Source organism: Thermus thermophilus, assembly GCF_019974155.1.
Lineage (GTDB): Bacteria > Deinococcota > Deinococci > Deinococcales > Thermaceae > Thermus > Thermus thermophilus_C.
In genome coordinates, this window is record NZ_AP025158.1 from 1273738 (window position 1) to 1298436 (window position 24699).

A 24699-nucleotide genomic window follows, 5' to 3' on the forward strand; every position below is an offset into this window, starting at 1 on the left:
GGCCCCATCCCGGGAAGCCGGGATGGGGTTCTAAACTGAGGCCATGCCCCTCCTTTACCTAAGGTTCTACCTGGGAAGCCTCTCCCTTCTCTTCGCCTTCTACCTCCTCGGCCACTACCTCTTGGGTTTCCCCTTCCCCACGCCCACCACCCTCCTCCACCTGGCCCTCGGGGCAGGGGCGGGGGTGGGGCTTGGGGCGCTTTACCACCGGGTCTGGCCCCTCCCCCCTCCCGGGCTTGGCCGGGTGGTGCGGCTTTTCGTCCTCCTGCCCCCGGCCTTCATGCTGGGCATCGGCCTCCTCGTCCTCCTCCAGGCCCAGGTGGCCCTGCCCTACCTGGTGCCCCTCCTGGCCTGGCTCACCCCCGACTATGGAAAGGCCCCTTCCTCCACCCCTTGACGCCCTCCCCGAGGAGGCGGCCCGGGCCTTCCTCGCCCGGGGGGAGGAGGTCGTGGCCGAAGAGGGGGAGGTCCTCCTCGAGGCCCAAGGCCCCCCCGCGACCCACCTCTACCTGGTCCTCGAGGGGGAGGTGGCCCTGGAGGAAGAGGGCGAGGAGGTGGAGCGGCTCGGCCCCGGGAGCTTCTTCGGCTACCCCTCCCTGCTTTCCGGGGCGAGCCCCGTCTTCACCGTGCGGGCCCGGGGGAAGACCCGCCTCCTCCGCTTCCCCAAGGAGGCCTTTGAGGCCCTCCTCGCCTACCCCGAGGCGGCCCGCTTCTTCGGCCGGGGGGTGGCGGAGCGCCTCAGGCTGCGGCCGGAGAGGGTCCTGGAGCCGGGCCTTGCCCGGCCCGTGGGGGAGCTGGTGCAACGCCCCCCCGTCTTCGTGGACCCCAACGCCTCCGTGGAGGAGGCGGCCCGGCGCATGCGGGAGGAGGGGATCTCCAGCCTCCTCGTCCGGGGGGAACCCCTGGGCATCCTCACGGACCGGGACCTGAGGAACCGGGTCCTGGCCGAGGGGCTTCCCCCCTCCACCCCGGTGAGCCAGGTGGCCACCCGGCCCACCTTCACCCTCCCCGCCGACACCCCCCTCCTGGAGGCGGTGGCCGCCATGCTGGAGCGCCGGATCCACCACCTCCCCCTCACCCGGGGGGAGGAGGTGGTGGGGGTGGTCACCCACACGGACCTCCTCGCCCACCAGGCGCAAAGCCCCCTGGCCCTCCTCCGGCGGGTGGAACGGCTGGAGCTCGCCCGCTACGGGGAGGAGGTGGCCCGGCTGGTGGCGGGCCTGTTCCAGGCGGGGGTCCCCGCCTTGGAGATCGGGCGGGTGGTGGCGGGGCTGAACGACGCCCTGATCCGCCGCCTCCTCCAGGAAGCGGAGCGGACCTTGGGCCCCCCGCCCGTCCCCTACGCCTTCTTCGTCTTCGGCTCCGAGGGCAGGAAGGAACAGGCCCTCCTCACCGACCAGGACAACGCCCTGGCCCTGGCCGAGGAGGGGCACGAGGCCTACTTCCAGGCCCTGGCCGAGCGGGTGGTGGAGGGGCTCGTGGCGGCGGGCATCCCTCCCTGCCCCGGAGGGTACATGGCCACCCGCTGGCGCCTGAGCCTCGCCCGCTGGCAGGAGGTCTTCGCCCGCTGGATGGAAGCCCCCGAGCCCCAGGCCCTCCTGGACGCCCAGATCTTCTTTGACCTCCGCCCCGTGGGAGGGACCCTCTCCCTGGCGGCGTTGGAGCGGCTCATCCAGGAGAAGGCCAAGGCCGGGGTCTTCCTCTACCACCTGGCCCAGGCGGCCCTCGCCTTCCGCCCGCCCTTGGGCCTCTTCGGCCGGGTGCGCACGGAGGAGGGGTTTCTTGACCTCAAGCGGCACGCCCTCGCCCCCATCGTGAGCCTCGCCCGGGTCTACGCCCTCATGGCGGGAAGCCCCGCGCGGCGTACCCCGGAGCGGCTTAAGCAGGGGGCAGAGAAGGGGGCCTTGAGCCTGGAGCTCGCCGAGAGGCTGGAAGAAGCCTACGCCTTCTTCTTCCACCTCCGCCTCAAGGCCCAGCTCCAGGCCCTGAAGGAGGGCAGGCCCCCGGGCAACCGTGTGGTCTACAAGGCCCTCTCCCCCCTGGAGAGGCGCCGGGCCCTCGAGGGGTTCCACGCCATCCTCGAGGCCCAGGAGGCCCTGGCCCTCCGCTTCCAGATCCGGCTATGAAGGCGCGAAGCCTGGTCCTCTTCCTCCTCGGCCTCCTCCTCTTCGCCTCCCCCTTCGCCCTCTTCTTCCGCGAGCCTTTAGGACCCGGGGGGCTCCCGCCCTTCTACCTCTACCTCTTCCTCGCCTGGGCAGGGTTCCTCCTCCTCCTCTTCCTCAACGCCAGGAGGCCATGAGCCCGGAAGCCCTCCTCGCCGGCCTCTTCCTCTACCTGGGCCTCCTCTTCCTCCTCGCCCGCCTGGGGGAAGAACGGGGAGGGCGCCTCTTCCAAAGCCCCTGGACCTACACCCTCTCCCTGGGGGTCTACGCCACCGCCTGGACCTTCTTCGGCAGCGCCGGCTGGGCCGCCACCTCGGGGCCCCTCTTCCTCACCATCTACCTGGGGCCCACCCTGGCCCTGGCCCTCTGGCCCCTTCTCCACCTGCGCCTTCTGCGCCTGGCCCGGGCCCACCGCCTCACCTCCTGGGCCGACTTCCTCTACCTGCGCTACGGCCGGGACCCCCTCTTGGGGGCGGTGGCCGCGGGGTTTCTCGTCCTCGGCCTCCTCCCCTACCTCGCCCTCCAGCTCAAGGCCATCGCCCAGGCCTTCCTCTTCCTGAGCGGGGAGGCGCGCCCCCTGGGGGACGTGGCCCTCTACACCGCCCTCCTCCTCGCCTTCTTCACCGTCCTCTTCGGCACCCGCCGCCTGGACCCCACGGAGCGGCACCGGGGCCTGGTCCTGGCCGTGGCCTTTGAAGGAGGGGTGAAGCTCTTCGCCATGCTGGCCCTGGGCCTTTACGCCCTCCTTGGGCACGGGACCGAGCCCTTCCGCGAGGCCGTCCGCCGGGGCCTTGACCCCCTCCTCCTCCCCCCCCAGGGCCTCGAGGGCCACCTGGCCTGGACGGGCCTCACCCTCCTCGCCCTCCTCGCCTTCCTCTTCCTCCCCCGGCAGTTCCACGTGGCCGTGGTGGAAAACACGGACGAGCGCCACCTGGCCCTGGCCTCCTGGGCCTTCCCCCTCTACCTCCTCCTTCTGAACTTGCCCATCCTGCCCCTGGCCCTCCTGGGCCGCCTGCACCACCCGGAGGTGCCCCCCGACCTCTACGTCCTCGCCGTGGCCCGGGAGGGCGGCGCGGCCCTGGCCTTCCTCGCCTTTTTGGGCGGGGTCTCGGCGGCCACGGCCATGGTGGTGGTGGAGACCCTCGCCCTCTCCATCCTCGTCTCCCACCACCTCCTCGCTCCCCTCCTCCTCCGACGCCAAGCCCTCGGGCGCCTCCTCCTCTTCCGGCGGGGGACGATCCTCGCCGTCCTCCTCCTCGCCTACCTCTACTTCCGCCTGGCGGGGGAGGCCTACGCCCTGGTGGGCATGGGGCTCATCTCCTTCGTGGCCGTGGCCCAGCTCGCCCCGGCGGGGCTCCTCGGCCTCTTCTGGCCGGGAAGCACCCGGGAAGGGGCCCTCGCGGGCCTTTTCGGGGGCATCCTGGTCTGGGCCTACACCCTCCTCCTGCCCGCCCTCGTCCGCTCCGGGTGGCTCCCCGAGGACCTCTTCGCCGCCCTGCCCTCCTTCCTCCACCCGGAGGGGCTTTTTGGGGTGCGGGGGCTTGACCCCGTGGTCCACGGCTTCCTGGCGAGCCTCCTCACGAACACGGGGCTCCACCTCCTCGTCTCCTTACGGCAACCCCCCTCCCCCCCGCCCTCCGGCCGGGCCGGGGAGGAGGAGGCCCTGGCCGACCTCCTGGAGAGGTTCCTGGGCCCCGAGGCCCGGGAAAGCCTGAGGGCCTACGCGAGGACCCTCAAGGGGCCCGACAAGGCGGAGCGCCTCGCCGAGCGGGCGGAGGCCCTCCTCGCCGGGGCCCTGGGGCCCGCCACCGCCCGCCTCCTCCTCCTCTCCGCCACCCGGGAGGTCCCCAGGGAGGCGGTGGAGGCGGCGGCCCGGGAGTCGCAACGGGTGCGGGCCTACGCCCAGGCCCTGGAGGCCGCCCAGCGCGAACTGGAGGCCGCCTACCGCCGCCTGGAGGAGATGGACCGCCTGAAGGACGAGTTCCTCGCCACCGTCTCCCACGAGCTCAAGACCCCCCTCACCGCGGTGCGGGCCCTGGCGGAGATTCTGGCCCAGGGGGAGGTGGGGGAGGAGGAAAGGCGGCGCTTCACCGCCCTCCTCGCCCAGGAGGCGGCCCGCCTCTCCCGGCTCGTGGAGGAGATCCTGGCCTACACCCGCCTGGAGGCCCGCCCCGAGGAGCCCCCGGCCCCCGCGGACCTGGAGGCCCTGGCCCAGGAGGCCCTGGCCCTCTCGGAGCCCCTGGCCCGGGAGCGGGGCCTCCGCCTCGAGGCCCGGCTCCAGCCCCTCCGGGTCCAGACCCACCGGGACCGGGCTCTCCAGGTCCTCCTCAACCTCCTCGCCAACGCCCTGCGCCACGCCCGAAGCCGGGTGGTCCTGGAGCTTCGCATGGAAGCGGGGGAGGCCCGCTTCCGCGTGGTGGACGACGGCCCCGGGGTCCCCGAGGCCCTGAGGGAACACATCTTCGCCCCCTTTCAGAGCTACGCCGGGGGGACGGGCCTGGGCCTCGCCATCGCCCGGAGGCTGGCGGAGGCCCTGGGCGGGCGGGTCTTTTTGGAAGACGGGGAAGGCGGGGTCTTCGTCTTCGCGTTACCCTTGGAGGGAGGCCATGGCCGAGGTGCTGATCGTGGACGATGAGGAAAGCATCCTGGTTCCCCTGGAGTTCCTCTTTCGCAAGGCCGGGCACCGGGTGGAGCTGGCGAGGACGGGGGAGGAGGCCCTAAGCCGCCTCGCCGAGAGGCCCTACGCCCTCGTGGTCCTGGACCTCATGCTCCCCGGGGTGGACGGGTTCCAGGTCCTCGAGGCCCTCAAAGCCCGCACCCCCGCCCCCAAAGTCCTGGTCCTCACCGCCAGAGGACGGGAGGCGGACCGGGCCAAGGCCAAGGCCTTGGGGGCGGACGCCTTCCTGGCCAAACCCTTCGGCGTCCAGGACCTCATGGCGGAGGCGCGCCGCCTCCTGGAGGAAGGATGAACGCCCTCCGCTTCCTCGGCGCCCTCCTCCTCGGCCTCCTCCTGGTGGGGGGAAGCCTCGCCCTCGGCCTCTTCCTCCTCCTGGAGGGCAACCCCGAGGCCCAGGCCGCCCTTTGGGAAGCGGTGCGGGCCCGGCCCATGGTGCCCCTCTTCACCGGCCTCCTCCTCCTGGGGGCGCTTTCCCTCCTCCTCTACCCGCCCTTCCTGGGCTACCTGGCCTTGACCCGGGCCTTGGGGCAGGAAAGCGAGGTGCTCCTCGCCCACCCCGGGCACCGCCTCACCCCCCGGGGGCCTTGGGAACTGCGCCACCTGGCCCGGCTCATCAACCGGCTGGCGGAGGAAAAGGAAAGGCTGGAGCAAAGGCTTAAGGAGGAGGCGGCCCAGGCCAAGGACCTGGTGGAGGCGGAGCGGGAGCGCCTCGCCCGGGTCCTGGCCCAGCTTCCCCAGGGGGTGGTGCTTTCGGACGAGCGGGGGCTCGTCCTCCTCTACAACCCCAAGGCCCGGGCCCTTCTGGGCGAGGGGCTCGGGGTGGGGAAAAGCCTCTTCGGCCTCCTGGACCGGTCCCTCCTCCTCCACGCCCAGTCCCTGCCCCAGGCCGCCTTCCTGGTCCAGGGCCCCAAGGGGCCTTTGCGCCTGAAGGCGCGGGCCTTGGAGGAGGGGTTTCTCCTCCTCCTGGAGGAGGCCCTCCCCGAAGGGCCGAGCCGGGAGCGGCTCCACCGCCTCAAGGACAAGGCGGCGGGGGTCCGGGCCCTGGTGGAGGTGCTGGAAAGGGAGGCCTCCGGGGAGGCGAAGCGGCTTCTCCAGGTGGCCCGGGAGGCCCTGGACGAGATCCAAGGCCTCCTCCAGGACCTCACCCCAAGCCCCCACGAGGAGGTGCTGGCCCAGGACCTCCTCCGCCTTTTGGCGGGCCGCCTGGAGGCGCGGCTCGCCCTCACCCCCGGGTGGACCCTGGAGCCGGAGGCGGAAGGGCTTCTCGTCCAGGCGGACACCTTCGCCCTGGCGGAGGGGCTCGCCAAGACCTTGGAGGGCACGGAGGAGGTCTTCCTCCGGGGAGGAGCCGAGGGGGAGGGGCTCTTCCGGCTCACCGTCCTCCTCCCCCGGGAAGCCCCCAGGCCCCACCCCCTCCTCGCCGAGGCCGCCGAGGCCACGGGAAGCCTTTGGCGGGAGGGAAACCGGCTCGTCCTCCTCCTCCCCGCCCGCAAAGCGCCCTCCGAGGCCCTAAAAGAGACCCCCGCCCCCAGGGCCCTGGTCTACGACCTCACCCTCCTCCAGGTGCCGCCGGGCCTGGAGGACGTCCCCCTGGACCAGCTCCTCTACACCGCCTTTGACCTGGAAACCACGGGCCTGGACCCCGAGCAAGACGCCGTGGTGGCCCTCGGCGGGGTCCATGTCCTGGGCCGGAGGGTCCTGCGGCAGGAGGCGTTTGAGGCCCTGGTGAACCCGGGGCGCCCCATCTCCCCCGCGGCCACGGCGGTCCACGGCCTCACGGCGGAGATGCTCCGGGACAAGCCCCCCTTGGAGGCGGTCCTCCCCGCCTTCCGCGCCTTCGTCCAGGACACGGTGCTCGTGGCCCACAACGGGGCCTTTGACCTGGCCTTCCTGCGCCGGGCGGGCCTGGACCAGCCCCCGCTCCTGGACACCCTCCTCCTCGCCCAGCTCCTCTTCCCCGACCTCAAGGACTACCGCCTCGAGGCCCTGGCCCACCGCTTCGGCGTCCCCGCCACCGGGCGGCACACCGCCCTGGGCGACGCCCTGATGACGGCGGAGGTCTTCGTGAGGATGCAGCCCCTCCTCTTTGAGCGGGGGCTTAAGCGGCTATGGGACGTGGTGGAAGCCTGCCGCCGCCTCCCCTTGGCCCGGCTCAGGTACTGAGCCGGGCGAGGGCCCTTCGGCCGATGTCCCTCCGGTACACCGCCCCGGGAAAGCCCACCTGGGGGATGTAGGCGTAAGCCCGCTCCAGGGCCTCTTTGAGGTCCCTCCCCAGGCCCACCACGTTCAAGACCCGCCCCCCGGCGCTCACCAGGCGCCCCCCTTCCCGCCGCGTCCCCGCGTGGAAGACCAAGACCCCTTGCGGGGGCTCGGGGACGTGGAGGGGGATCCCCTTCCTGGGGCTTTCGGGGTAGCCCGGGGCGGCGAGGACCACGCAGGCCGAAGCCCCTTCCCTCCAGGAAAGCTTCGTCCCCGCAAGCCTTCCCTCGGCGACCTTCAGGGCAAGCTCCACGAGGTCGCCCTCCAGAAGGGGCAGAACCGCCTGGGCCTCGGGGTCGCCGAAGCGGGCGTTGAACTCCAGGACCTTGGGGCCTTCCCGGGTGAGCATGAGGCCGGCGTAGACCACCCCCCGGTAGACCACCCCCTCCGCCCGGAGGCCCCGGAGGAGGGGCTTAAGGATCTCCTCCTCCACCCGCCTTAGGGTGGCCTCGTCCATGGGGTAAGGGGCCACGGCCCCCATCCCCCCCGTCATGGGGCCCTGGTCCCCCTCCAAAAGGCGCTTGTGGTCTTGGGAAGGGAGGAGGGGAAGGACGGTCTTTCCGTCGGTGAGGGCGAGGACCGTGGCCTCCTCCCCCTCCAGGTACTCCTCTATGACCACCTCCCCCCCCTCGGCCCGGTTCAGGATGTTGGCCACGGCCTGCTTGGCCTGGTGCAGGTCAAAGGCCACCGTAACCCCCTTCCCCGCGGCGAGCCCCGAGTCCTTGACCACCACGGGCACCCCCACCTCCTCCAGGTACGCCAGGGCCTCCAGGGGCTCCCGGAAGACCCGGTAGCGGGCCGTGGGGATGCCGTAGCGCTCCATGAGGCCCTTGGCGAAGGCCTTGGAGCCCTCAATCATGGCCGCCTTCTGTGTGGGGCCGAAAAGCAAAAGCCCCCGGGCCTGGAAGGCGTCGGCGATCCCCTCCACCAGGGGGGCTTCCGGGCCCACCAGGGTGAGGTCTATGCCTTCGGCGAGGGCCCAGTCCGCCAGGGCCTCCACGTCCCCGTTCCAGGGGACGAGCTCGGCCAGGGCCTCCATCCCGGCGTTTCCGGGGGCGGCGTAAAGCCGCTTCACCTTTGGGCTTTGGGCCGCCTTCCAAAGGAGGGCGTGCTCCCGCCCCCCGCTGCCCACCACGAGGACCTTCATGGTGAGGATTCTACCTGCAACGCCTCCTCCACCCGGGCCCGAACCTCCCCGGGAAGCCCCGCCACCTCCTCCAGGAGGACGGGGCTGGGCCCGGCGAGGAGGTGGGCGGCGAGGAAGGCGCCCCGGCCCCACTCCCCCCCTTGGCCCAAAAAGGCGGGGCCCACCAGCGCCTCCCGCCCCCAGGCGCGAAGGAGGGCCCAGGCCCTGAGGTAGAGGGGCTTTTCCCGCGGGGAGAGGGCCAGGAAGGCCCCCGCCGCCTCCCGCCCGAGCCGGGCCTCGAGGTCCGGGGGCGGGGGGAAGGCGAGCCCCCGGAGGAGGAGGCGGACGGCCTTGGGGTAAAGCCGGTGCTCCAGGCGGAGGACGCGGGCCTCCAGGGTCTCCGGCGTGTCCCCGGGGAGGACGGGTACCCGCCCCTGGAGGAGGATGGGCCCCGTGTCCATCCCCTGGTCCACGAAGTGAACGGTGGAGCCCGTCTCCCTTTCCCCCGCCTCCAGGACCCGCCGGTGCACGTGAAGCCCCGGGTAGTCGGGGAGGAGGGAGGGGTGGACGTTGAGGAGGCGGCCGTACCAGGGCTCCACGAACCGGGGGGAGAGGAGGCGCATGAAGCCCGCGAGGAGGACGAGGTCCACCCTCCTCTCCGCCAAAAGCCCCAAGGCCTCCTCCTCAAAGGCCCGCCGCCCCCGCCAGGGGAGGGCCACCGCCTCCACCCCCCGCCTCCTCGCCCGCTCCAGGGCGAAGGCCTCGGGGTTATCGGAGAGGACCAGGACCACCTCCCCCAAGGGGTGCCCCTTGGGGAAGGCCTGGAGGAGGGCCTCGAGGTTCGTCCCCCGCCCGGAGGCGAAGACGGCCATCCGAGCGGGCCGCCCCAAGGGAAAGGGCGTCACCTAACCCTCCAAAGCCTCCGGGTGGTGCTTCCGCCAGTAGCGCACGAGGCCCTGGAGGTTCATGAAGGGGGGGTCGGCGAGGGCGTAGAGGCGCATGCCCGCCTCGTCCACCCCGGCCCCCCTAAGGCCCTCGTGCCAGTAGGCCTCAAAGCGCCGGACCATCTCCTCCTCGGAAAGCCCTTCCTTCAGGCGGTGCAGCACCCAGCCCGCCCAGGCCTCCAGGGTCTCCCTGAGGGCTTGGAGGTGGGCCTCCACGTCCTCGTAGGGGCCGAAGTGGGTGAGGTAGAGGGCCTTGGGCCGCAGGGCGAGGAGGCGGTCCAAGGAGGCGTACCAGCTTTCCAGGTGGATGTCGGGGGGCGGGGTAGGGGGGAGGACCGGCCCGGGGGCGATGCGCACCCCGGCGATGTCCCCGGTGAAGACGAGGTCCCCCACCCGGTAGGCGTGGTGGTGGGAAGCGTGCCCCAGCGTCTCCACCGCCTGGACCTCGAGGCCGCCCAGGGCCACCACCTCCCCGTCGGCGAGGGGCCGCACCCGCTCCTCCGGGATCCCCCGGACCTCGCCCCAGAGGGCCTTGAGCCCGTCCCCGTAGATCCTTTCCGCCGAGGCGAGGAGCCGGGAGGGGTCCACGAGGTGGGGGGCGCCCCTGGGGTGGACGTAGACCGTGGCCCCAAGCTCCGCCAGGCGCCAGGCCGCCCCCGCGTGGTCCAGGTGGATGTGGGTCACGAAGACGTGGCGCACCTCCTCGGGGGCCACCCCCTCCGCCCGCAGGGCCTCCACGAGCCGCGGGTAGCAGCTTTCCGGCCCCGTCTCCACGAGGACGGGCCCCTCCCCGGAGTCCAGGAGGAAGCTCGCGATAACGCGCTCCGCTCCCTGGAAGTGGAGGTCCAAGACCTTCACCACGGCCTCTCCTCCTTGGGCCCGATGAGGGTGAAGAGGGTCCCCACGCCCTCCACGGCCACCTCCAACCGGTCCCCGGGCCTCAGGGCCCCCACGCCCTCGGGGGTCCCGGTGAGGACCACGTCCAAAGGCTCCAGGGTCATGAAGCCCGAGATGTAGGCGAGGATCTCGGCCACGCTGAAGATCATCTGGGAGGTGTGCCCCTCCTGGCGGAGCTCCCCGTTCACGTAGGTGCGGATCCAGGTGTTCTGGGGGTCCAGATCGGTTTCCAGCCAGGGGCCCAAGGGGAGGAACTTGTCGGCGCTCTTGGCCCGGACCCACTGGAGGTCCTTCTTCTGCACGTCCCGGGCGGTGATGTCCACGGCGATGGTGTAGCCCAGGACGTGGTCCAGGGCCTTCTCCGGAGGAACACGGCGCATCCTATCCCCCACGACCACGGCAAGCTCCCCCTCGTAGTGGAGCTCCTGTGTGAAAAAGGGGTAGGGGACGGGCTCGGCGGTGCCCCACGGGTCCCTGGGGTTCCCGGGCCGGGCCAGGGCGTTGGGCCCCTTGAGGAAGAGGCCGGGCTCCTTGGGCAGGTCCTCCCCGAAGTCGTGCCCCATCTCCCGGATGTGCTCCCGGTAGTTCCGCCCTACGCAGACGATCTTGGTGGGCGTGGCCGGGGGCAGCAGGGTGACGGAGGCCAGGTCGTACCGCCTTCCCGTGGGGTTCCCCCCGGGGCCGTCCGTCTCCAGGACGAGCTCGCCCTCGAGGACCCCCCACCTCCCCTCGTTGAAGCGCAGGATCTTCATGCCCCTAAGCTACCACCTGCCCGCCAGGATTTGCAGGCCCCGGAGGAGGACGACCCCCGCCACGAGAAGCGCCCCAAGCCTCGCCTCCCCGGAGAGGGTGTAGACGAGGAGGAGGTAGCCGAAGATGGCCCCAAAGGGGATGGGGTAGATCCCCTTGCGCCGCCTCCCCCAGAAGAGGAGGTGGTAAAGCCCCGCCACAACAAGGCCGAAGAGGGCGGCCCAGAAGGTCTCCGCTGGCCGCCAGACGAGGAAGAAGCCGAGGGAGGGGGCGATGCCGCCGCCGCCCCTAAAGCGGAAGAAAACGGGCCAGGTGTGTCCGGCCACGAGCAAGGCCCCGGCCCAGGGAAGGTAGGCCTCCGGGGTCAAAAGGGCCACCAGCGCCCCCTTGCCCAGGTCAAAGGCCACCGCGAGGAGGGCCGCCCAGGGCCCCTTCCTCCGGAAGACCCCCGAGCCCCCGGGGAGGTCCTTTCCCCGCACCTCCGGGAAGAAGAGGAGCCCGGCCACCAAGGAGCCCACGAGGTAGGCGAAAACCAGGTAGGCCACGGGAGGATCTTACCAGGGCCTTGCCCCCTTGGGCGGGGTGGCCTATGCTAGGAAGTGGAAGTTTCCGTGAATCGCTTCCACCCGAGGGAACGATGAAGCGCAAAAAGCCCACCATCCACGATGTGGCGGCCAAGGCGGGCGTGGGCCTCGGCACCGTGAGCCGGGTCCTCAACGACCACCCCGCGGTGCGCCCCGAGACCCGGGCCCGGGTGCTCAGGGCCATGGAGGAGCTGGGCTACGCGCCCAACCCCCACGCCCGCAGGATCGCAGGGGGGCGGAGCTACACGGTGAGCGTCCTCCTTCCCTTCGTGGCCACCGAGTTCTACCGCAGGCTCGTGGAGGGGATTGAGGGCGTCCTCCTGGAGCAGCGCTACGACCTTGCCCTCTTCCCCATCCTCTCCCTGGCCCGGCTTAAGCGCTACCTGGAGAACACCACCCTGGCCTACCTCACCGACGGCCTCATCCTCGCCTCCTACGACCTCACGGAGCACTTTGAGGGAGGGAGGTTGCCCACCGAGCGCCCCGTGGTGCTGGTGGACGCGCAAAACCCCCGCTACGACTCCGTCTACCTGGACAACCGCCTGGGGGGAAGGCTCGCCGGGGCCTACCTCGCCCGCTTCCCGGGGCCCATCTTCGCCATCGCCGTGGAGGAAGAGCCCGACCGGGCCTTCCGCCGCACGGTCTTCGCCGAACGGATGGCGGGCTTCCGGGAGGCCCTGGAGGAGGCCGGCCGCCCCTTCTCCCCCGACCGGCTCTACACCACCCGCCACTCCCAGGAGGGGGGGCGCCTCGCCCTCCGCCACTTCCTGGAGAAGGCCTCCCCGCCCCTCAACGTCTTCGCCGGGGCGGACCAGGTGGCCTTAGGGGTCCTGGAAGAGGCGGCAAGGCTCGGCCTCACCCCCGGGAGGGACGTGCGGGTCCTGGGGTTTGACGGCCACCCCTTCGCCGAGGAGGCGGGGCTTTCCACCATCGCCCAGCCCGTGGAGGCCATGGGGGCCCGGGCGGCCCAGCTCCTCTTGGAGAGGATGCGGGGCTACCAGGGCCCGCCCCGGGAGGTGCGCTTTGAGCCCGTTCTCGTGGAGCGGGCCTCCACCGGCACCCCGCCCGCCGCCCTCTACGTGCCGTAAGCTAGACCCATGGGGTGGGAAGGAATCGCCCGCGGGGTGCGCTGGGTCATGGTCCTCCCGGTCCTGGGCTTGTTGCTGGGTTCCTTCTACTTCGCCTTCCACGCCCTCCTGGAGGCCGTCAAGGGGTTGTCCCAGGGCCTCGAGGCCGCCCTCCCCGCCCTGGTGGGCGCCGTGGACCTGGCCCTCCTCTCCGCCGTCTTCCTCATCTTCAGCCTGGGCCTCTTTGAGCTTTTCATCCACAAGCTGGACCTCCCCCTGGACAACGTCCTCATGGTGAAAAGCCTCGCCGACCTCAAGGCCAAGCTGGGCCAGGTCATCGTCATGATCCTGGTGGTGAAGTTCTTTGAAAAGGCCCTCGCCTTCCAACCCAAAGAGGCCCTGGACTTCTTCCTCTTCGCGGGAGGGGTCGCCCTCCTGGCCGGGGCCCTTTGGGTCTCCGCCCGGGAGTAGTGCTGGTCTATTTGGACCAAAACCACGCCAGCCGCATGGCCAAGCACCTCCTGGGGCAAAGGGGGCACGAGGCCTTCGGCAGGCTCTTTCTGGCCCTCAAGGGGAGGGCCATCGCCCCCCCAAGCCCCTTCCACGTCCTGGAAACCCTCTTTCCCCAGAGGGGCCCCGAGGAGAAGGCGGGCTACCTCCTCCCCGCCCTCCAGGAGGTCTTCGCCACCCTCTCGGGGGGCTACTGGGTCCGGCCTTGGCAGGAGGTGGCCGCAAGGCAGCGCCGGGGGCTCCACCGGGAGGACCTCCTCTCCGAGGAGGGAAGCTGGGAGACCCCGGCGGACCTCTCTCCCTTCCAGGGGCTTCCCGAGGCCCTTCGCGGCCTGCCCTACGAGGAGGCCCACGCCCTGGCCTTAAGGGAGGTCCGGGAGCGGACCGGGCTTGAGGAGGTGCCCTTCGTCAGGCTCCTCGCCCGCCTCCTCGCCCGGATGGCCTCCGACCCCCAGCGCAGGCCCCGCCCCTCCGACCTCCTGGACGCGGTGATGGCGGCCACGGTCTACCCCTACGTGGACCTCCTCCTCACCGACCGCTACCTGCGAAACCTCCTCCCCGAGAAGAGCGTGGGGGGGCGGAGGAAAGAGGTGGAGGCCCTGGTCAGGCGCCTTGAAGGGGAGTAGACTCCGGGGCGTGAGAGGCATCCGGGACCCTCGCCTCCTCCCCATCGCCGAGAAGGTGATGGAGGGGAAAAGGCTTTCCTTTGAGGACGGCCTCGTCCTCTACCAGACCAAGGACCTTCCCACCCTCATGCGCCTCGCCAACCTGGTGCGGGAAAGGAAGCACGGGCACAAGACCTACTTCGTCCACTCCATCCGCGTCTCCCAGACCAACATCTGCTACGTGGGGTGCACCTTCTGCGCCTTCCAAAGGCGCTTCGGCGAGGAAGGGGCCTGGGACTTTGACGTGGACGAGGTGGTGGCCTGGGTCAAGGAGCGCTACCAGCCGGGGCTCACGGAAATCCACCTCACGGCGGGCCACCACCCCAAAAGGCCCTTCTCCTACTACCTGGACCTGGTGCGGGCCCTAAAGGAGAACTTCCCCGGGGTCCAGGTGAAGGCCTGGACCGCGGCGGAGATCCACCACTTCTCCAAGATCGCCCGCCTCTCCTACCGGGAGGTCCTAGAGGCCCTGAAGGAAGCGGGCCTGGACGCCATGCCGGGAGGCGGGGCGGAGATCTTCGCCGAAAGGGTGCGGAGGAGGATCGCCCGGGCCAAGGTCTCGGCGGAAGGGTGGCTTGCGATCCACCGCACCGCCCACGAGCTCGGCATCCCCACCAACGCCACCATGCTCTACGGGCACATAGAGACCCTGGAGGAGCGCCTGGACCACATGGACCGCCTCCGCCGCCTCCAGGACGAGACCGGAGGCTTCATGAGCTTCATCCCCCTGGCCTTCCAGCCGGACGGGAACCAGCTCGCCCGGGAGCTGGGCAAGAAGGAGTTCACCACGGGGCTGGACGACCTCAGGAACCTGGCCGTGGCCCGGCTTTACCTGGACAACTTCCCCCACATCAAGGGGTACTGGGCCACCTTAACCCCTGAGCTCGCCCAGGTCTCCTTGGACTGGGGGGTCACGGACATTGACGGCACCCTCATTGAGGAGAGGATCGTCCACATGGCGGGAAGCCCCACCCCCCAGGGCCTCACCAAGCGGGAGCTCGCCCGCATCATCCTCATGGCGGGGCGGATCCCCGTGGAGCGGGACGCCCTCTACCGGGAGGTGCGGGTCTGGGACCGGGTGGAGGCGTGAGGCCCTACGTTCTGGGCCTTCCCCGCTACGCCAACGTCGCCCCCCTCCACCACTTCCTGAGGCTCGAGGGCTTCCGGGTTCTCCACGCCGTCCCCGCAGAGCTCAACCGCCTCCTCCTTTCGGGAGAGGTGGGGCTCTCCCTGGTCTCCAGCTACTTTTACCTCAAGCACCAGGACAGCCTGGGCCTCCTCCCCGACTTCTCCGTGGCCGTCCTGGGAAGGGTCTACTCGGTGAACCTCTTCCACAAGGGAGCCCTCCCCCACCTTGCCCGCGTGGCCCTCACCACGGAGAGCGCCACCAGCGCGGCCCTCCTCAAGCTCCTTCTGAAGGAGGCCGGGGCCGAGCCCCGCTACGAACGGCGGAAGGGGGGGCTGGAGCTCCTTTCCGCTTACGACGGGGTCCTTCTCATCGGCGACCAGGCCATAAAGGCCTACGCCGCTCTTCTTCCGGAAGTCCCCGAAACGCCCCACGCCCTCCCCACCCGCTTCGGGGAGGTGGAGGTGGCGGACCTCTCCACCCTGTGGTTCCAAAGGACCCACCTCCCCTTCGTCTTCGCCGTCTGGGCCTACAGGCGGGAAAACCCTCCCCCCAAGGCCCTGGTGCAAGCCCTTAGGGAGGCCCGGCGGGAGGGCCTGGGACGGCTTAGGGAGGTGGCCGAGGCCGAGGCCCGAAGGCTCGGCGTCCATCCCTTCCTCCTCCAGCACTACCTCTGGAACTTCCGCTACCACCTGGAGGAGCCCGACCGCCTGGGGCTTCAGGCCTTCGCCGAGGCCCTCGGCCTCCCCTTCGCCCCGGTGTTCTATCCTGAGTAGCGCTTGACATCATAAAGCACTTGAGGTATCATCCCAACTGGGCGCAAAGCCCAGAGGAGGTGCCCATGCGTTGGAACCTTGACCCGACCCACACCAGCGTGGAGTTCGCCGTACGGCATATGATGATCGCCACGGTAAGGGGGACGATAGGCCTCAAGGAGGGGTACGTGGAGACCGACGAAACCGGGAAGCCCCTCCGGGTGGAGGCCCGCCTGGACGCGGCGAGCATCCACACCGGCGTGGCCGACCGGGACAACCACCTCCGCTCCCCGGACTTCCTGGACGTGGCCAACCACCCGGAGATCGTCTTCCGGGGCGAGAGGATCACCCCCCTGGGGGAGGGCCGCTACCGGGTGGAGGGAGAGGTGACCATCCGGGGGGTGACCCGGCCCCTGGCCTTTGAGGTGGAAACCCACGGCCCCGTGAAGGACCCCTGGGGGAACGAGCGCATCGCCGCCCACTTTGAGGGGAAGCTCAACCGCAAGGACTTCGGCCTCACCTGGAACATGCCCCTGGAGGCCGGGGGGCTTCTCGTGGGCGAGGAGGTGCGCTTCAGCGTGGACACCGAGGCGGTGAAGGCGAGAGAGGAGGTAAACGTCTAGATGGTCCCCGCCTCTCTTCGGCACGCCCTCCGGGCCACGGGCCTGGCCCTCCTCGCCAACGCCGCCCTCTACCTCCTCGCCCGGGCCCTGGGGGTGGCCTTCCAGGTAACGCCCCCGGGGCAGGCCCCGCGGGAGGTGGACCTGGTCTCGGTGGTGCTGTTCACGGCGGTGCCCATGCTCCTGGGGTTCGCCCTCTACCTTCCGGTGCGGAGGCGCACCCCAAGGGCCTTTCCCCTCTTCGCGAGCCTGGCCCTTCTCGTCTTCGTCCTCTTCCTTTTCCCGCCCTTCGCCGCCACCCCACGCCCCGACACCCGGGCCGTCCTGCTCCTCCTGCACGTACCCCCGGTGGCGGCCTACCTCTGGGGCCTGTGGAGAATGGAGGGGGAAATCCGCCCGTGAGGCGGCTTCTCGGCCTCACCCTCAGGGTGCGGGACCTGAAGGCCCAGCTGGGCTTCTACCAAGGCCTTCTGGGCCTAAAGGCGGAGGCCGACCCGCCCCGCTACCGGCTTTTCCCCGAGGGGAAGGGCTTCGTTCTGGAGCTTCTCCACGACCCCGAGGCCCCCTTAAGGCCCTACCCCTCCTTAGGCCTCTACCACTTCGCCCTCCTCCTGCCGGACCGCAAGGCCCTCGCCGGGGTCTTCCGCAGGCTCCTGGAGGCTAGGGCCCACTTTGAGGGGGCGGCGGACCACGGGGTCTCGGAGGCCCTCTACTTCCGCGACCCGGAGGGGAACGGCCTGGAGCTCTACCGGGACCGCCCCAGGGGGGCGTGGCCCAAAGGCCCCCTCATGTTCACGGCGCCCCTAAACCTGGAAAAGCTCCTCGCGGAAAACCCGGACCCCACTCCCCTTCCCCCCGAAACCCTTCTTGGGCACCTCCACCTTCACGTGGAGGACCTGGCGGCGGCGGAGGCCTTCTTTAGCGGGAAGCTCGGCATGGAGGTGACCTTGCGCACCTACCCCGGGGCCCTCTTCTTCGCCTGGGACGGCTACCACCACCACGTGGGGGCGAACACCTGGGCGCCAAGGCGCAAGGCGCCCCCTGGGGCCACGGGGCTTCTGGGCTACACCCTCCTCGCCCCTCCCGGCGTTCCCCCCGGGGAGCACCCCGACCCCACCGGGGCCTTGGCCCGGGTCTTGACGGCGCCCCCGCCTTCCCCGTAGACTCTAGACCAACTATGTGGACCCTAGGGCGCTACTTCGGCTTTTATTACCCCGCCGGGGGCGCCCTGCGGTCCGCGTAGGCCATACCGCGAAAAGGGCGCCCCCTAAAGGGGGCGCCCAAGGTTTTTGGGAGGGAAGCCATGCTGATCGTGATGAAGCGGGGGCACACGGAGGAGGAGCTTCAGGAGGTCGTCCGGGAAATAGAGAAGGTGGGCTACCGGCCCCACGTCTCCCGGGGCGTGGAGACCACCTTGGTGGGGGCCATCGGCCGGGGGCCCACCCCGGAGCTCATGGAGCACTTCCGGGCCCTTCCCGGGGTGGCCGAGGTCATCCCCATCTCCAAGCCCTGGAAGCTCGCGAGCCTCGAGGTCCAGCCCTTCCCCACGGTCCTGGAGTTCCCCACGGGGAAGACGGGGGGCGGCCACGTGATGGTGGCGGCAGGCCCTTGCGGGGTGGAGTCCCGGGAGCAGACCCTCAAGGCCGCCCACTACGTGAAGGCCCACGGAGCCCACATGCTCCGGGGAGGCGCTTTTAAACCCCGCACGAGCCCCTACGCCTTCCAGGGCCTGGGCCTCGAGGGCCTGAAGATCCTCGCCGAGGCCAAGAGGGAGACGGGCCTCCCCATCGTCACCGAGGTCCTCTCCCCGGAGCAGGTGGAGCTCGTGGCCGAGTACGCCGACGTCCTCCAGATCGGGGCGCGGAACGCCCAGAACTTCGCCCTCCTCCAGGCGGTGGGGGAGGCGGGCAAGCCCGTCCTCCTCAAGCGGGGGATGAGCATGACCCTGGAAGAGTTCCTCATGAGCGCGGAGTACATCCTCTCCCGGGGCAACATGCGGGTGATCCTCGTGGAGCGGGGCATCCGCACCTTTGAGAAGGCGACCCGCTTCACCTTAGACGTCGCCGCCGTGCCCGTCCTCAAGAGCTGGACCCACCTCCCCGTCTGGATAGACCCCTCCCACCCGGCGGGCAAGAGGGACTGGGTCATCCCCTTGGCCCTGGCGGGCCTGGCGGCGGGGGCCGACGGCCTCATCGTGGAGACCCACCCCGAGCCGGAGAAGGCCCTCTCCGACGCCGCCCAGCAGCTCCACGAACACGAGTTCGCCGAGCTCATGAACAAGGTGCGCCGCCTGGTGGCCGCCCTGGACAAGACCCTCGCCACCCCCGTCCTGGGATGAGGCCCCTCTTCGGCAAAGTCGGGGTCTTCGGCGTGGGCCTTTTGGGCGGGAGCGTGGCTCTGGGGATTAAGGAGCGCTTCCTCGCCGAGGAGGTCCACGCCTACGACCAGGACCCCATGGCCCTGGAGAAGGCCCTCTTTCTCGGCGTGGCCGACCGGGTGCACACCGAGGTGGGCCCCTGGGTGGGGGAGCTTGACCTCGGGGTCCTCGCCGCCCCCGTGGGGGCGCTGGCCGAGCTGGGGAAGGCCCTCACCCCCTGGGCCCACCCGGAGAGCCTCTGGACCGACGTGGGAAGCGTCAAGGGCAAGGTGGTGGCCGCCCTGGAAGGCCTCCTCCCCCACTACCTGGGGGGGCACCCCATGGCGGGAAGCGAACGGGCCGGGGTGGAGAACGCCCACGCCGGGCTTTTGCAGAACGCCGTCTGGGTCCTGACCCCCACGGAACGGACGAGCCCCAGGGCCCGGGAGGGCGTGCAGGGGCTCGTGGAAGCCCTGGGGGCCTACCCCCTGGAGATGCCTCCCGGGCTTCACGACGAGCTCGTGGCCCGGGTCTCCCACCTCCCCTACCTCCTCGCCGTGGCCTTGAACCGCATGGTGGCGCGAAGCCCCCACAAGGACCTCCTCATGTTCCTGGCGGCGGGGGGCTTCCGCGACCTCACCCGGGTGGCCTCCGGCTCCCCCAGGATGAGCCGGGACATGGTGGCGGAAAACAAAGAGGCCCTGAAGGAGGCCATAGAGGAGCTCCGGGAGGTCCTCCTGGAGCTGGAAGGCCTCCTGGACGAGCCCGAAGGGCTCCTTAAGGCGGCGGAAGAGGCCAAGCGCACGCGGGACAGCCTCCCCATCGTGCGCCGCAGCCTCCTCCCCGAGATGCACGACCTCGTGGTCCAGGTCCCGGACCGGCCCGGGGAGATCGCCAAGATCGCCACCGCCTTGGGCGAGGCCGGGGTGAACATCAAGGACATAGAGGTCCTCACCATCCGGGAGGCGGCAGGGGCCCTCCGCCTCTCCTTCGCCACCCGGGAGGAGCGGGAAAGGGCCCGGCGCGTCCTCCAGGAGGCGGGCTACCGCCTGCCCTGAGGCGGGGCGAGGACCACCCGGCCCTTCCCCAGGGCCTTGGCCCGGTAGAGGGCCTGGTCGGCCCGGAGGAAGAGGTCCTCGAGGTCCCCCGCGTAGACGGCCACCCCCAGGCTCGCCCAGACCCCCTCCTCCTGGAGGCGGCGCCAAAGCCGCTCCGCCACCTCCACCGCCTCTTTTTCCCCCGTCCCCGGGAGGAGGACGGCGAACTCGTCCCCACCCCACCGGGCCACGAGGTCCCCCCGGCGCACCCCCGAGACCAGGACCCGGGCCACCCGCCTGAGGTACCGGTCCCCCTCCTTGTGGCCCCGCTCGTCGTTTACCTGCTTGAAGCCGTCCAGGTCCAAAAGGACCAGGGCGAAGGGGGGCCCGCCCCGCTCCACCCGGGCCGCCTCCCGCTCCAAGGCCATCTCTAAAGCCCTGCGGTTGGGGAGGCCCGTGAGGGGGTCGGTGAGGGCCTGCTCCTTCCAGAAGCGGGCCTGGCCGTAGAGCTCCCGGAAGCGGGCGAGGAGGAGGCCGAGGGCGAGGAGGACGGGCTGGCTTGAGGCGAAGTGCCCCCAGAGCCAGCCCGCCTCCCCCGCGGCCCATAGGGCGAAGGCGGAGAGGAGGGCCGCCCAAAGGAGGCCCAAGGCCAAGGCCAGGGGAAGAGGGTAGGCGAAGGCCAGGAGGAGGTAAAGGGAGGGAGACCAGAAACCCACCGCCCACGGGAAGTCCCTCCCCCGCCAAAGCTCAAAGAGGAGGTAAGCCCCCAGGGCGTGGGCCAAGAGGCGGGGGGCCCGCCTAGGCCCCTGCCCGAGGGCGAGGAGGAAGAGGAAGGCGAAAAAGGGGTAAAAGGCCCACTCCCCGCCCTTGGGAGGCCTGGCCCAAAGCTGGAGCCCCACGCCCAGGGGCAAACCCACCCAGGCCAGGGCGTAGAGGAGGCGGTAGGCACCCTCCATGGGTCCATTCTCCCGAGCCCCCTGTAAAAACCGCGTGAAAAAAGACCAGCGCCCCTAGGGAAGCACCTTGCCGGGGTTGAAGAGGCCCGTGGGGTCCAAGGCCTCCTTGACCCGGTGGAGCGCCCCCAGGGTCTCGGGGTCCACCGCCTCCGGCATGAAGGCCCGCTTCATGAGGCCAATGCCGTGCTCCCCGGAAAGCACCCCCCCGTGCCTCAAGGCCACCCGGGCGATCTCGTGGGCGAGCGCCCAGACCCTTTCCTCGCTCTCCCTCCTGGGGTCAAAGAGGATGTTGGGGTGAAGGTTTCCGTCCCCGATGTGGCCGAACTGCACCACCACGAGGCCGAAGGCTTCCCCCAAGGCGGCGATCTCCCGCACCACCTGGGGCAGGGCCGAGCGGGGCACGGCGATGTCCTCGTTCACCCGCTTGGGGCGGATGCGGCCCAGGGCGGGGCTCACCGCCCGCCGGGCCCGCCAGAGGGCCTCGGCCTCCGCCTCGCCCGCCGCGCGGACCACCTCGGCCCCATGACGGCGGGCGCTCGCCTCCACCAGGGAAAGCTCTTCCTCCACGAGGTCCACCTCCTCCCCGTCCGTCTCCACCAGGAGGAGGGCCCGGCCCCGGGGCAAGCCCATCCTCAGGTAGTCCTCCACGGCGCCCGCGCAGGCGGGGTCCATGAACTCCATGCGGGCGGGCACGGCCCCCGAGGCCACCGCCTCGGAAACCGCCTCGGCCAGGGGCTCCACCCCGGGGAAGTGGGCCAGAAGGGCGGCCCGGTGCCGGGGCAAGGGAAGGAGGCGGAGCCTCGCCCCCGTCACCAGGCCCAAGGTCCCCTCCGAGCCGATGAGGAGGCCCGGGAGGTCGTAGGCGGCGCGCCCCTGGCGCTGGATCCCGCCCTCGTCGTCCACCCACTCCAGCTCCAAAACGTAGTCCCCCGTGACCCCGTACTTGAAGCAAAGGGGCCCCCCGGCGTTTTCCGCCAGGTTCCCCCCTAAGGTGCTGGTGCGGTAGGAGGCGGGGTCCGGGGGGTAGAAGAGGCCGAAGGGCCTCGCCGCCTCGGAAATCCTGGCCGTGGTCACCCCGGGCTCGGCCCAGGCGGTCTGGGTGTGGGGGTCCACCTCGAGGCGGGTCATCCGGGTGAAGGCCACCACGATGGCCCCCTCCTCCGGGACCGCCCCGCCGGAGAGGCCGCTTCCCGCCCCCCGGGGCACCAGCGCCACCCCGTGCCGCCGGGCCAGGCGGACCAAAGCGGCCACCTCCTCCCGGCTTTCGGGCAGGACCACGGCCAAGGGCTCAGGCCCCACCAGGATGGCGTCGTAGCGGTAGACCTCCTTCGCCGCCCGGGAAAGGAGGGCCCGGGGACCGAAAAGCGCCTTGAGCTCGTCCAAAACCCCTTGCGCCCGGGAAAGCGCCATGGACCCAGCCTACCAGGAAGGGTCGCAGAAGGAGGAGGCATCCCCGCGCACGGGGTTGGCCGCGGCCACATAGGGTCCCGCAAGCCCCCCGGTGAACCCCCGAAGCCAGAGCCTACGGTCAGGCAGGGCGGGCTCCACCCCGATGCCCTGGGGAAGGGAGGCGCCTTGGGGGGAAACCAAGGAGACCGCCTGGATGCTCCCATCCGGGGTCACCTCCACGAAACCCCGGACATGGCCCCCGTAGATGGGTCCCCCTAGGGCCAAACGCTCCTGCGGCGCTGCCTCCCAAGGGGCTTTCCCCTCGGGGATCCAGTAGAACTCCAAGCGGTCCACCCTTCCCTCCAGATAAAAGCGGTAGTCCACCCGCGTGTTGCCGTAGGCGCAGTAGGTGGGCTGGGTTTCCAGGCGAGCGATCCGGTGGCCCGGGTAGACCACCTCGAGGGTCAGGGAACAGGCGGCGAGAAGAGGCAGGAGCAGGGCTAAGCCACGCACCCCCTAAACGTAGCTCCTCCCCCCTAAAGGGGGCTTTGCTGGGGCTAAAGGGGGCTTTAGACTTCCCCCATGGCCTACTGGCTCTTGAAGTCCGAACCCGAGGTCTACAGCATTGAGGACCTGGAGCGGGAAGGCCGGGCCATCTGGGACGGGGTGCGGAACTACCAGGCCCGGAACTACCTGATGCGGATGAAAGAGGGCGACCTCTGCTTCTTCTACCACTCGGGCACCACCCCCCCGGGGATCGCGGGGCTTTGCCGGGTGGTGCGCACCCTCCTCCCCGACCCCACCCAGTTTGACCCGGAAAGCCCCTACCACGACCCCAAGGCCACCCCGGAGAAGCCCCGCTGGTACACGGTGGAGGTGGCCTTCGTGGAGAAGTGGCCCCTCCTCCCCCTCGCCGAGCTCAAGGCCCTCTTCCCCCCGGACCACCCCCTGGTGCGAAGGGGGAACCGGCTTTCCGTGATGCCGGTTCCCCCGGAGGTGGCGGAGAAGCTTATTGCGCGGAGAGGGTCCCGATGATCTTGAAGAGAGGCAGGAACATCCCGGCCACGATCATGCCCACGATGACGCCCAGGAAGATGATCATGAGCGGCTCAATGGCCGCGGTGAGGCTCGCCACCGCCTCGTCCACCTCCCGCTCGTAGAAGTCGGCGATCTTGGAGAGCAGGGTGTCCAGGGCCCCCGTCTCCTCGCCGATGGCCACCATGGAGCTCACCATGGGCGGGAAGACGAAGGGGTGCTGGGCCAGGGTGAGGTTCAAGGGGTCGCCCTGCTGGATCTTCAGCTTGGCGGCCTCCACGATCTCCTCCACCACGCTGTTGCCCGCGGTCCCCTTGGTGATGTCCAGGGCCTCCACGATGTTCACCCCGCTGGAGAGGAGAAGGGCCAGGGTGCGGGAGAAGCGGGCCACGGCGGTCTTGCGGTTGAGGTTGCCGAAAACCGGCACCCTGAGCTTGATGCGGTCAATGACCCTACGCCCCTGGGGGGTGCCGTAGTACCAGCGGTAGGCGAAGAAGAGGACCACGGCGAGGAGGAGGAGGGGCAGGGTGGCCGCCCTAAGAAGGTCGGAGACGGCGATGAGGAAGCGGGTGAGGAGGGGAAGCTCGGAGCCTAAGTCGGTGAGGATCTGGGCGAACTGGGGCACGATGCCCGTGAGGAGGAAGTAGGCCACGCCCACGGCGAAGACGAAGACGATGACCGGGTAGGTCATGGCGCTGCGGATCTTGCCCCTTAGCTCCAGCTCCTTCTCCAGGAAGCCCGCCAGGCGGTCCAGGATGACGTCCAGGCCGCCCGAGGTCTCTCCGGCCCGCACCAGGTTCACGTAGAGGCGGGAGAAGATCTTGTGCTTGGAGAGGGCCTCGGAGAAGGCCATCCCCCCCTCCACGTCGGTGCGCACCTGCTTGAGGATCTCCCGGAACTTCCGGTTCTCCGTCTGGCGCTCCAGGATGGCCAGGGACTGGAGGAGGGTGAGCCCCGCCCCCAGCATGGTGGCGAGCTGCCGGGAGAAGATGGCGAGGTCCTTCAGGCCCGGCCCCCGCTCCAAAGCGGGGATCCGGACCTCCGCCTGCAGGCCCTTCCCCGGCTCCTTGATCTCGGCCACGAAGAGGCCCCGGTCGCGGAGGAGCCTCGCGGCGGTGCGGAGGTCCTCGGCCTCAATGGTGGCCTCCACCAGACGGCCCTGGCGGTCCCGGGCCTTATACTGGTAGACCGGCATGGAAGCAGTATACCAGGAGGCCCTGGCCAAAGCGGCGGAGACCCTCAAGGGAGGGGGTTTGGTGGCCTTCCCCACGGACACGGTCTGGGGGGTACTGGCCCGCATGGAGGACGAGGCTGCCTGCAAGAGGATCTACGAGGTCAAAGGGAGGCCCGAGGACAAGCCCCTCCAGGTGCTGGTGGCGGACCTGGAAAGCGCCCTGAAGCTCGCCGATCTTGGAACCCTTGAGAAAAAGTTCCTGCGCCTGGCGGAGGCCTTCTGGCCCGGGGGGCTCACCGTGGTGGTCCCTGGGAAGGCCATCCCCCCCTGGATCAGCAAGGACGGCTCCGTGGGCCTCAGGATGCCGGACCACGCCCTTTTGCGGGAGCTCCTCCGCCGGGTGGGGGGCTATGCCGCCGCCACGAGCCTGAACCGAAGCGGCGAACCCCCGGTGCGCACGGAGGCCGAGGCCCGGACCTTCGCCGTGGACTTCGTCTTCCCGGGGGAGGCGGGGGGGCTCGCCTCCAGCGTGGTGGACCTGCGCACGGGGCAGGTCCTGCGGGAAGGGCTTATTCCCAAAGAAGCCCTCCTCTCCTACCTCACCTAGGCC

The 24699-nt window shown here is 70.6% G+C and carries 27 protein-coding genes; 18 read left to right on the forward strand and 9 right to left on the reverse strand.

The window, feature by feature from the left end; all coding sequences use genetic code 11:
- The first annotated feature begins 43 nt into the window (after positions 1–43).
- The 6 genes from TthTMY_RS06860 to TthTMY_RS06885 are packed head-to-tail and all read left to right on the forward strand — an operon-like array spanning position 44 to position 7002.
- Positions 44–397, forward strand: a complete 354-nt coding sequence (locus TthTMY_RS06860; protein WP_011172912.1) for a hypothetical protein — start codon at positions 44–46, stop codon at positions 395–397.
- Positions 369–2126, forward strand: coding sequence for a DUF294 nucleotidyltransferase-like domain-containing protein (locus TthTMY_RS06865; protein ID WP_223903113.1), 1758 nt, complete (start codon positions 369–371; stop codon positions 2124–2126). Before TthTMY_RS06860 ends, TthTMY_RS06865 begins: the two co-directional genes overlap by 29 nt.
- Positions 2123–2299: a hypothetical protein gene (locus tag TthTMY_RS06870; protein WP_223903114.1), complete on the forward strand. Its 177-nt coding sequence runs from the start codon at positions 2123–2125 to the stop codon at positions 2297–2299. Before TthTMY_RS06865 ends, TthTMY_RS06870 begins: the two co-directional genes overlap by 4 nt.
- Entirely contained in the window at positions 2296–4797 is a 2502-nt protein-coding gene (locus TthTMY_RS06875; RefSeq protein ID WP_223903115.1) for an ATP-binding protein, read from the forward strand. The genes TthTMY_RS06870 and TthTMY_RS06875 overlap by 4 nt, the downstream gene beginning before the upstream one ends.
- Entirely contained in the window at positions 4769–5131 is a 363-nt protein-coding gene (locus tag TthTMY_RS06880; RefSeq protein WP_096410742.1) for a response regulator transcription factor, read from the forward strand. The genes TthTMY_RS06875 and TthTMY_RS06880 overlap by 29 nt, the downstream gene beginning before the upstream one ends.
- Entirely contained in the window at positions 5128–7002 is a 1875-nt protein-coding gene (locus TthTMY_RS06885; RefSeq protein WP_096410743.1) for a 3'-5' exonuclease, read from the forward strand. Before TthTMY_RS06880 ends, TthTMY_RS06885 begins: the two co-directional genes overlap by 4 nt.
- On the opposite strand, the gene purD is transcribed toward TthTMY_RS06885, so the two are convergent.
- From purD to TthTMY_RS06910, 5 genes are read right to left on the reverse strand one after another with little or no spacing between them, the layout of a single operon-like run.
- On the reverse strand, positions 6992–8245 hold the full coding sequence (purD, locus tag TthTMY_RS06890; RefSeq protein WP_096410744.1) for a phosphoribosylamine--glycine ligase: 1254 nt from the start codon (positions 8243–8245) through the stop codon (positions 6992–6994). The genes TthTMY_RS06885 and purD overlap by 11 nt on opposite strands.
- Positions 8242–9129 (reverse strand): phosphoribosylglycinamide formyltransferase, encoded by an 888-nt coding sequence (gene purN, locus TthTMY_RS06895; protein ID WP_172844625.1) that lies wholly within the window; start codon positions 9127–9129, stop codon positions 8242–8244. Before purN ends, purD begins: the two co-directional genes overlap by 4 nt.
- Entirely contained in the window at positions 9130–10029 is a 900-nt protein-coding gene (locus TthTMY_RS06900) for an MBL fold metallo-hydrolase (RefSeq protein WP_223903116.1), read from the reverse strand.
- A complete protein-coding gene (locus TthTMY_RS06905; protein WP_223903117.1) occupies positions 10023–10817 on the reverse strand; it encodes a fumarylacetoacetate hydrolase family protein in 795 nt (264 codons plus the stop codon). Before TthTMY_RS06905 ends, TthTMY_RS06900 begins: the two co-directional genes overlap by 7 nt.
- 9 nt (positions 10818–10826) lie before the next feature.
- The gene (locus TthTMY_RS06910; RefSeq protein WP_096410745.1) at positions 10827–11360 is read right to left on the reverse strand and encodes a glycerol-3-phosphate acyltransferase; all 534 of its coding nucleotides are present in this window, start codon (positions 11358–11360) and stop codon (positions 10827–10829) included.
- 92 nt (positions 11361–11452) lie between these two features.
- Here TthTMY_RS06910 and TthTMY_RS06915 point away from each other — a divergent pair, with 92 nt between their 5' ends.
- From TthTMY_RS06915 to TthTMY_RS06960, 10 genes are all read left to right on the forward strand, one after another.
- Entirely contained in the window at positions 11453–12487 is a 1035-nt protein-coding gene (locus tag TthTMY_RS06915) for a substrate-binding domain-containing protein (RefSeq protein ID WP_223903118.1), read from the forward strand.
- Between the two features lie 9 nt (positions 12488–12496).
- Positions 12497–12937: a YqhA family protein gene (locus TthTMY_RS06920; RefSeq protein WP_096410746.1), complete on the forward strand. Its 441-nt coding sequence runs from the start codon at positions 12497–12499 to the stop codon at positions 12935–12937.
- The gene (locus TthTMY_RS06925; protein ID WP_096410747.1) at positions 12937–13602 is read left to right on the forward strand and encodes a hypothetical protein; all 666 of its coding nucleotides are present in this window, start codon (positions 12937–12939) and stop codon (positions 13600–13602) included. The genes TthTMY_RS06920 and TthTMY_RS06925 overlap by 1 nt, the downstream gene beginning before the upstream one ends.
- Before the next feature lie 10 nt (positions 13603–13612).
- Complete coding sequence (gene mqnE, locus TthTMY_RS06930; protein WP_096410748.1) at positions 13613–14731, forward strand: aminofutalosine synthase MqnE; 1119 nt, start codon at positions 13613–13615, stop codon at positions 14729–14731.
- The gene (locus tag TthTMY_RS06935) at positions 14728–15543 is read left to right on the forward strand and encodes a menaquinone biosynthetic enzyme MqnA/MqnD family protein (protein ID WP_223903119.1); all 816 of its coding nucleotides are present in this window, start codon (positions 14728–14730) and stop codon (positions 15541–15543) included. The genes mqnE and TthTMY_RS06935 overlap by 4 nt, the downstream gene beginning before the upstream one ends.
- Before the next feature lie 65 nt (positions 15544–15608).
- A complete protein-coding gene (locus TthTMY_RS06940) occupies positions 15609–16145 on the forward strand; it encodes a YceI family protein (RefSeq protein ID WP_096410749.1) in 537 nt (178 codons plus the stop codon).
- On the forward strand, positions 16146–16544 hold the full coding sequence (locus TthTMY_RS06945; RefSeq protein WP_096410750.1) for a DUF6069 family protein: 399 nt from the start codon (positions 16146–16148) through the stop codon (positions 16542–16544). It begins immediately after the preceding gene.
- Positions 16541–17305, forward strand: coding sequence for a VOC family protein (locus TthTMY_RS06950; RefSeq protein WP_096410751.1), 765 nt, complete (start codon positions 16541–16543; stop codon positions 17303–17305). The genes TthTMY_RS06945 and TthTMY_RS06950 overlap by 4 nt, the downstream gene beginning before the upstream one ends.
- A gap of 140 nt (positions 17306–17445) precedes the next feature.
- On the forward strand, positions 17446–18480 hold the full coding sequence (aroF, locus tag TthTMY_RS06955) for a 3-deoxy-7-phosphoheptulonate synthase (protein WP_096410752.1): 1035 nt from the start codon (positions 17446–17448) through the stop codon (positions 18478–18480).
- The gene (locus TthTMY_RS06960; protein WP_096410753.1) at positions 18477–19556 is read left to right on the forward strand and encodes a prephenate dehydrogenase/arogenate dehydrogenase family protein; all 1080 of its coding nucleotides are present in this window, start codon (positions 18477–18479) and stop codon (positions 19554–19556) included. Before aroF ends, TthTMY_RS06960 begins: the two co-directional genes overlap by 4 nt.
- On the opposite strand, the gene TthTMY_RS06965 is transcribed toward TthTMY_RS06960, so the two are convergent.
- The 3 genes from TthTMY_RS06965 to TthTMY_RS06975 are packed head-to-tail and all read right to left on the reverse strand — an operon-like array spanning position 19541 to position 22393.
- Complete coding sequence (locus TthTMY_RS06965) at positions 19541–20491, reverse strand: GGDEF domain-containing protein (protein ID WP_096410754.1); 951 nt, start codon at positions 20489–20491, stop codon at positions 19541–19543. The genes TthTMY_RS06960 and TthTMY_RS06965 overlap by 16 nt on opposite strands.
- 54 nt (positions 20492–20545) lie before the next feature.
- Positions 20546–21901: an FAD-binding oxidoreductase gene (locus tag TthTMY_RS06970; protein WP_096410755.1), complete on the reverse strand. Its 1356-nt coding sequence runs from the start codon at positions 21899–21901 to the stop codon at positions 20546–20548.
- Between the two features lie 9 nt (positions 21902–21910).
- Positions 21911–22393 (reverse strand): hypothetical protein, encoded by a 483-nt coding sequence (locus TthTMY_RS06975; RefSeq protein ID WP_096410756.1) that lies wholly within the window; start codon positions 22391–22393, stop codon positions 21911–21913.
- Positions 22394–22462: 69 nt separating this feature from the next.
- On the opposite strand from TthTMY_RS06975, the gene TthTMY_RS06980 reads away from it, so the two are divergent.
- Positions 22463–22915 (forward strand): EVE domain-containing protein, encoded by a 453-nt coding sequence (locus TthTMY_RS06980; RefSeq protein WP_096410757.1) that lies wholly within the window; start codon positions 22463–22465, stop codon positions 22913–22915.
- Here TthTMY_RS06980 and TthTMY_RS06985 read toward each other — a convergent pair.
- Positions 22890–24110, reverse strand: a complete 1221-nt coding sequence (locus TthTMY_RS06985) for a type II secretion system F family protein (RefSeq protein WP_096410758.1) — start codon at positions 24108–24110, stop codon at positions 22890–22892. The genes TthTMY_RS06980 and TthTMY_RS06985 overlap by 26 nt on opposite strands.
- Between TthTMY_RS06985 and TthTMY_RS06990 the strand changes: the two genes are divergently transcribed.
- Positions 24109–24696, forward strand: a complete 588-nt coding sequence (locus tag TthTMY_RS06990) for an L-threonylcarbamoyladenylate synthase (RefSeq protein WP_096410759.1) — start codon at positions 24109–24111, stop codon at positions 24694–24696. The two genes, TthTMY_RS06985 and TthTMY_RS06990, sit on opposite strands and share 2 nt — an antisense overlap.
- Positions 24697–24699: the final 3 nt, after the last annotated feature.

Bases quoted from the DNA above. Each gene is read 5' to 3' on its own strand.
- TthTMY_RS06915 (WP_223903118.1), top strand. From the start codon at position 11,453: ATGAAGCGCAAAAAGCCCACCATCCACGATGTGGCGGCCAAGGCGGGC.
- TthTMY_RS06905 (WP_223903117.1), bottom strand. From the start codon at position 10,817: ATGAAGATCCTGCGCTTCAACGAGGGGAGGTGGGGGGTCCTCGAGGGC.
- TthTMY_RS06960 (WP_096410753.1), top strand. From the start codon at position 18,477: ATGAGGCCCCTCTTCGGCAAAGTCGGGGTCTTCGGCGTGGGCCTTTTG.
- TthTMY_RS06860 (WP_011172912.1), top strand. From the start codon at position 44: ATGCCCCTCCTTTACCTAAGGTTCTACCTGGGAAGCCTCTCCCTTCTC.
- TthTMY_RS06970 (WP_096410755.1), bottom strand. From the start codon at position 21,901: ATGGCGCTTTCCCGGGCGCAAGGGGTTTTGGACGAGCTCAAGGCGCTT.
- TthTMY_RS06875 (WP_223903115.1), top strand. From the start codon at position 2,296: ATGAGCCCGGAAGCCCTCCTCGCCGGCCTCTTCCTCTACCTGGGCCTC.
- TthTMY_RS06980 (WP_096410757.1), top strand. From the start codon at position 22,463: ATGGCCTACTGGCTCTTGAAGTCCGAACCCGAGGTCTACAGCATTGAG.
- TthTMY_RS06865 (WP_223903113.1), top strand. From the start codon at position 369: ATGGAAAGGCCCCTTCCTCCACCCCTTGACGCCCTCCCCGAGGAGGCG.
- TthTMY_RS06940 (WP_096410749.1), top strand. From the start codon at position 15,609: ATGCGTTGGAACCTTGACCCGACCCACACCAGCGTGGAGTTCGCCGTA.
- TthTMY_RS06920 (WP_096410746.1), top strand. From the start codon at position 12,497: ATGGGGTGGGAAGGAATCGCCCGCGGGGTGCGCTGGGTCATGGTCCTC.
- TthTMY_RS06990 (WP_096410759.1), top strand. From the start codon at position 24,109: ATGGAAGCAGTATACCAGGAGGCCCTGGCCAAAGCGGCGGAGACCCTC.
- TthTMY_RS06880 (WP_096410742.1), top strand. From the start codon at position 4,769: ATGGCCGAGGTGCTGATCGTGGACGATGAGGAAAGCATCCTGGTTCCC.
- aroF (WP_096410752.1), top strand. From the start codon at position 17,446: ATGCTGATCGTGATGAAGCGGGGGCACACGGAGGAGGAGCTTCAGGAG.
- TthTMY_RS06945 (WP_096410750.1), top strand. From the start codon at position 16,146: ATGGTCCCCGCCTCTCTTCGGCACGCCCTCCGGGCCACGGGCCTGGCC.
- TthTMY_RS06870 (WP_223903114.1), top strand. From the start codon at position 2,123: ATGAAGGCGCGAAGCCTGGTCCTCTTCCTCCTCGGCCTCCTCCTCTTC.
- TthTMY_RS06985 (WP_096410758.1), bottom strand. From the start codon at position 24,110: ATGCCGGTCTACCAGTATAAGGCCCGGGACCGCCAGGGCCGTCTGGTG.
- purD (WP_096410744.1), bottom strand. From the start codon at position 8,245: ATGAAGGTCCTCGTGGTGGGCAGCGGGGGGCGGGAGCACGCCCTCCTT.
- TthTMY_RS06965 (WP_096410754.1), bottom strand. From the start codon at position 20,491: ATGGAGGGTGCCTACCGCCTCCTCTACGCCCTGGCCTGGGTGGGTTTG.
- TthTMY_RS06885 (WP_096410743.1), top strand. From the start codon at position 5,128: ATGAACGCCCTCCGCTTCCTCGGCGCCCTCCTCCTCGGCCTCCTCCTG.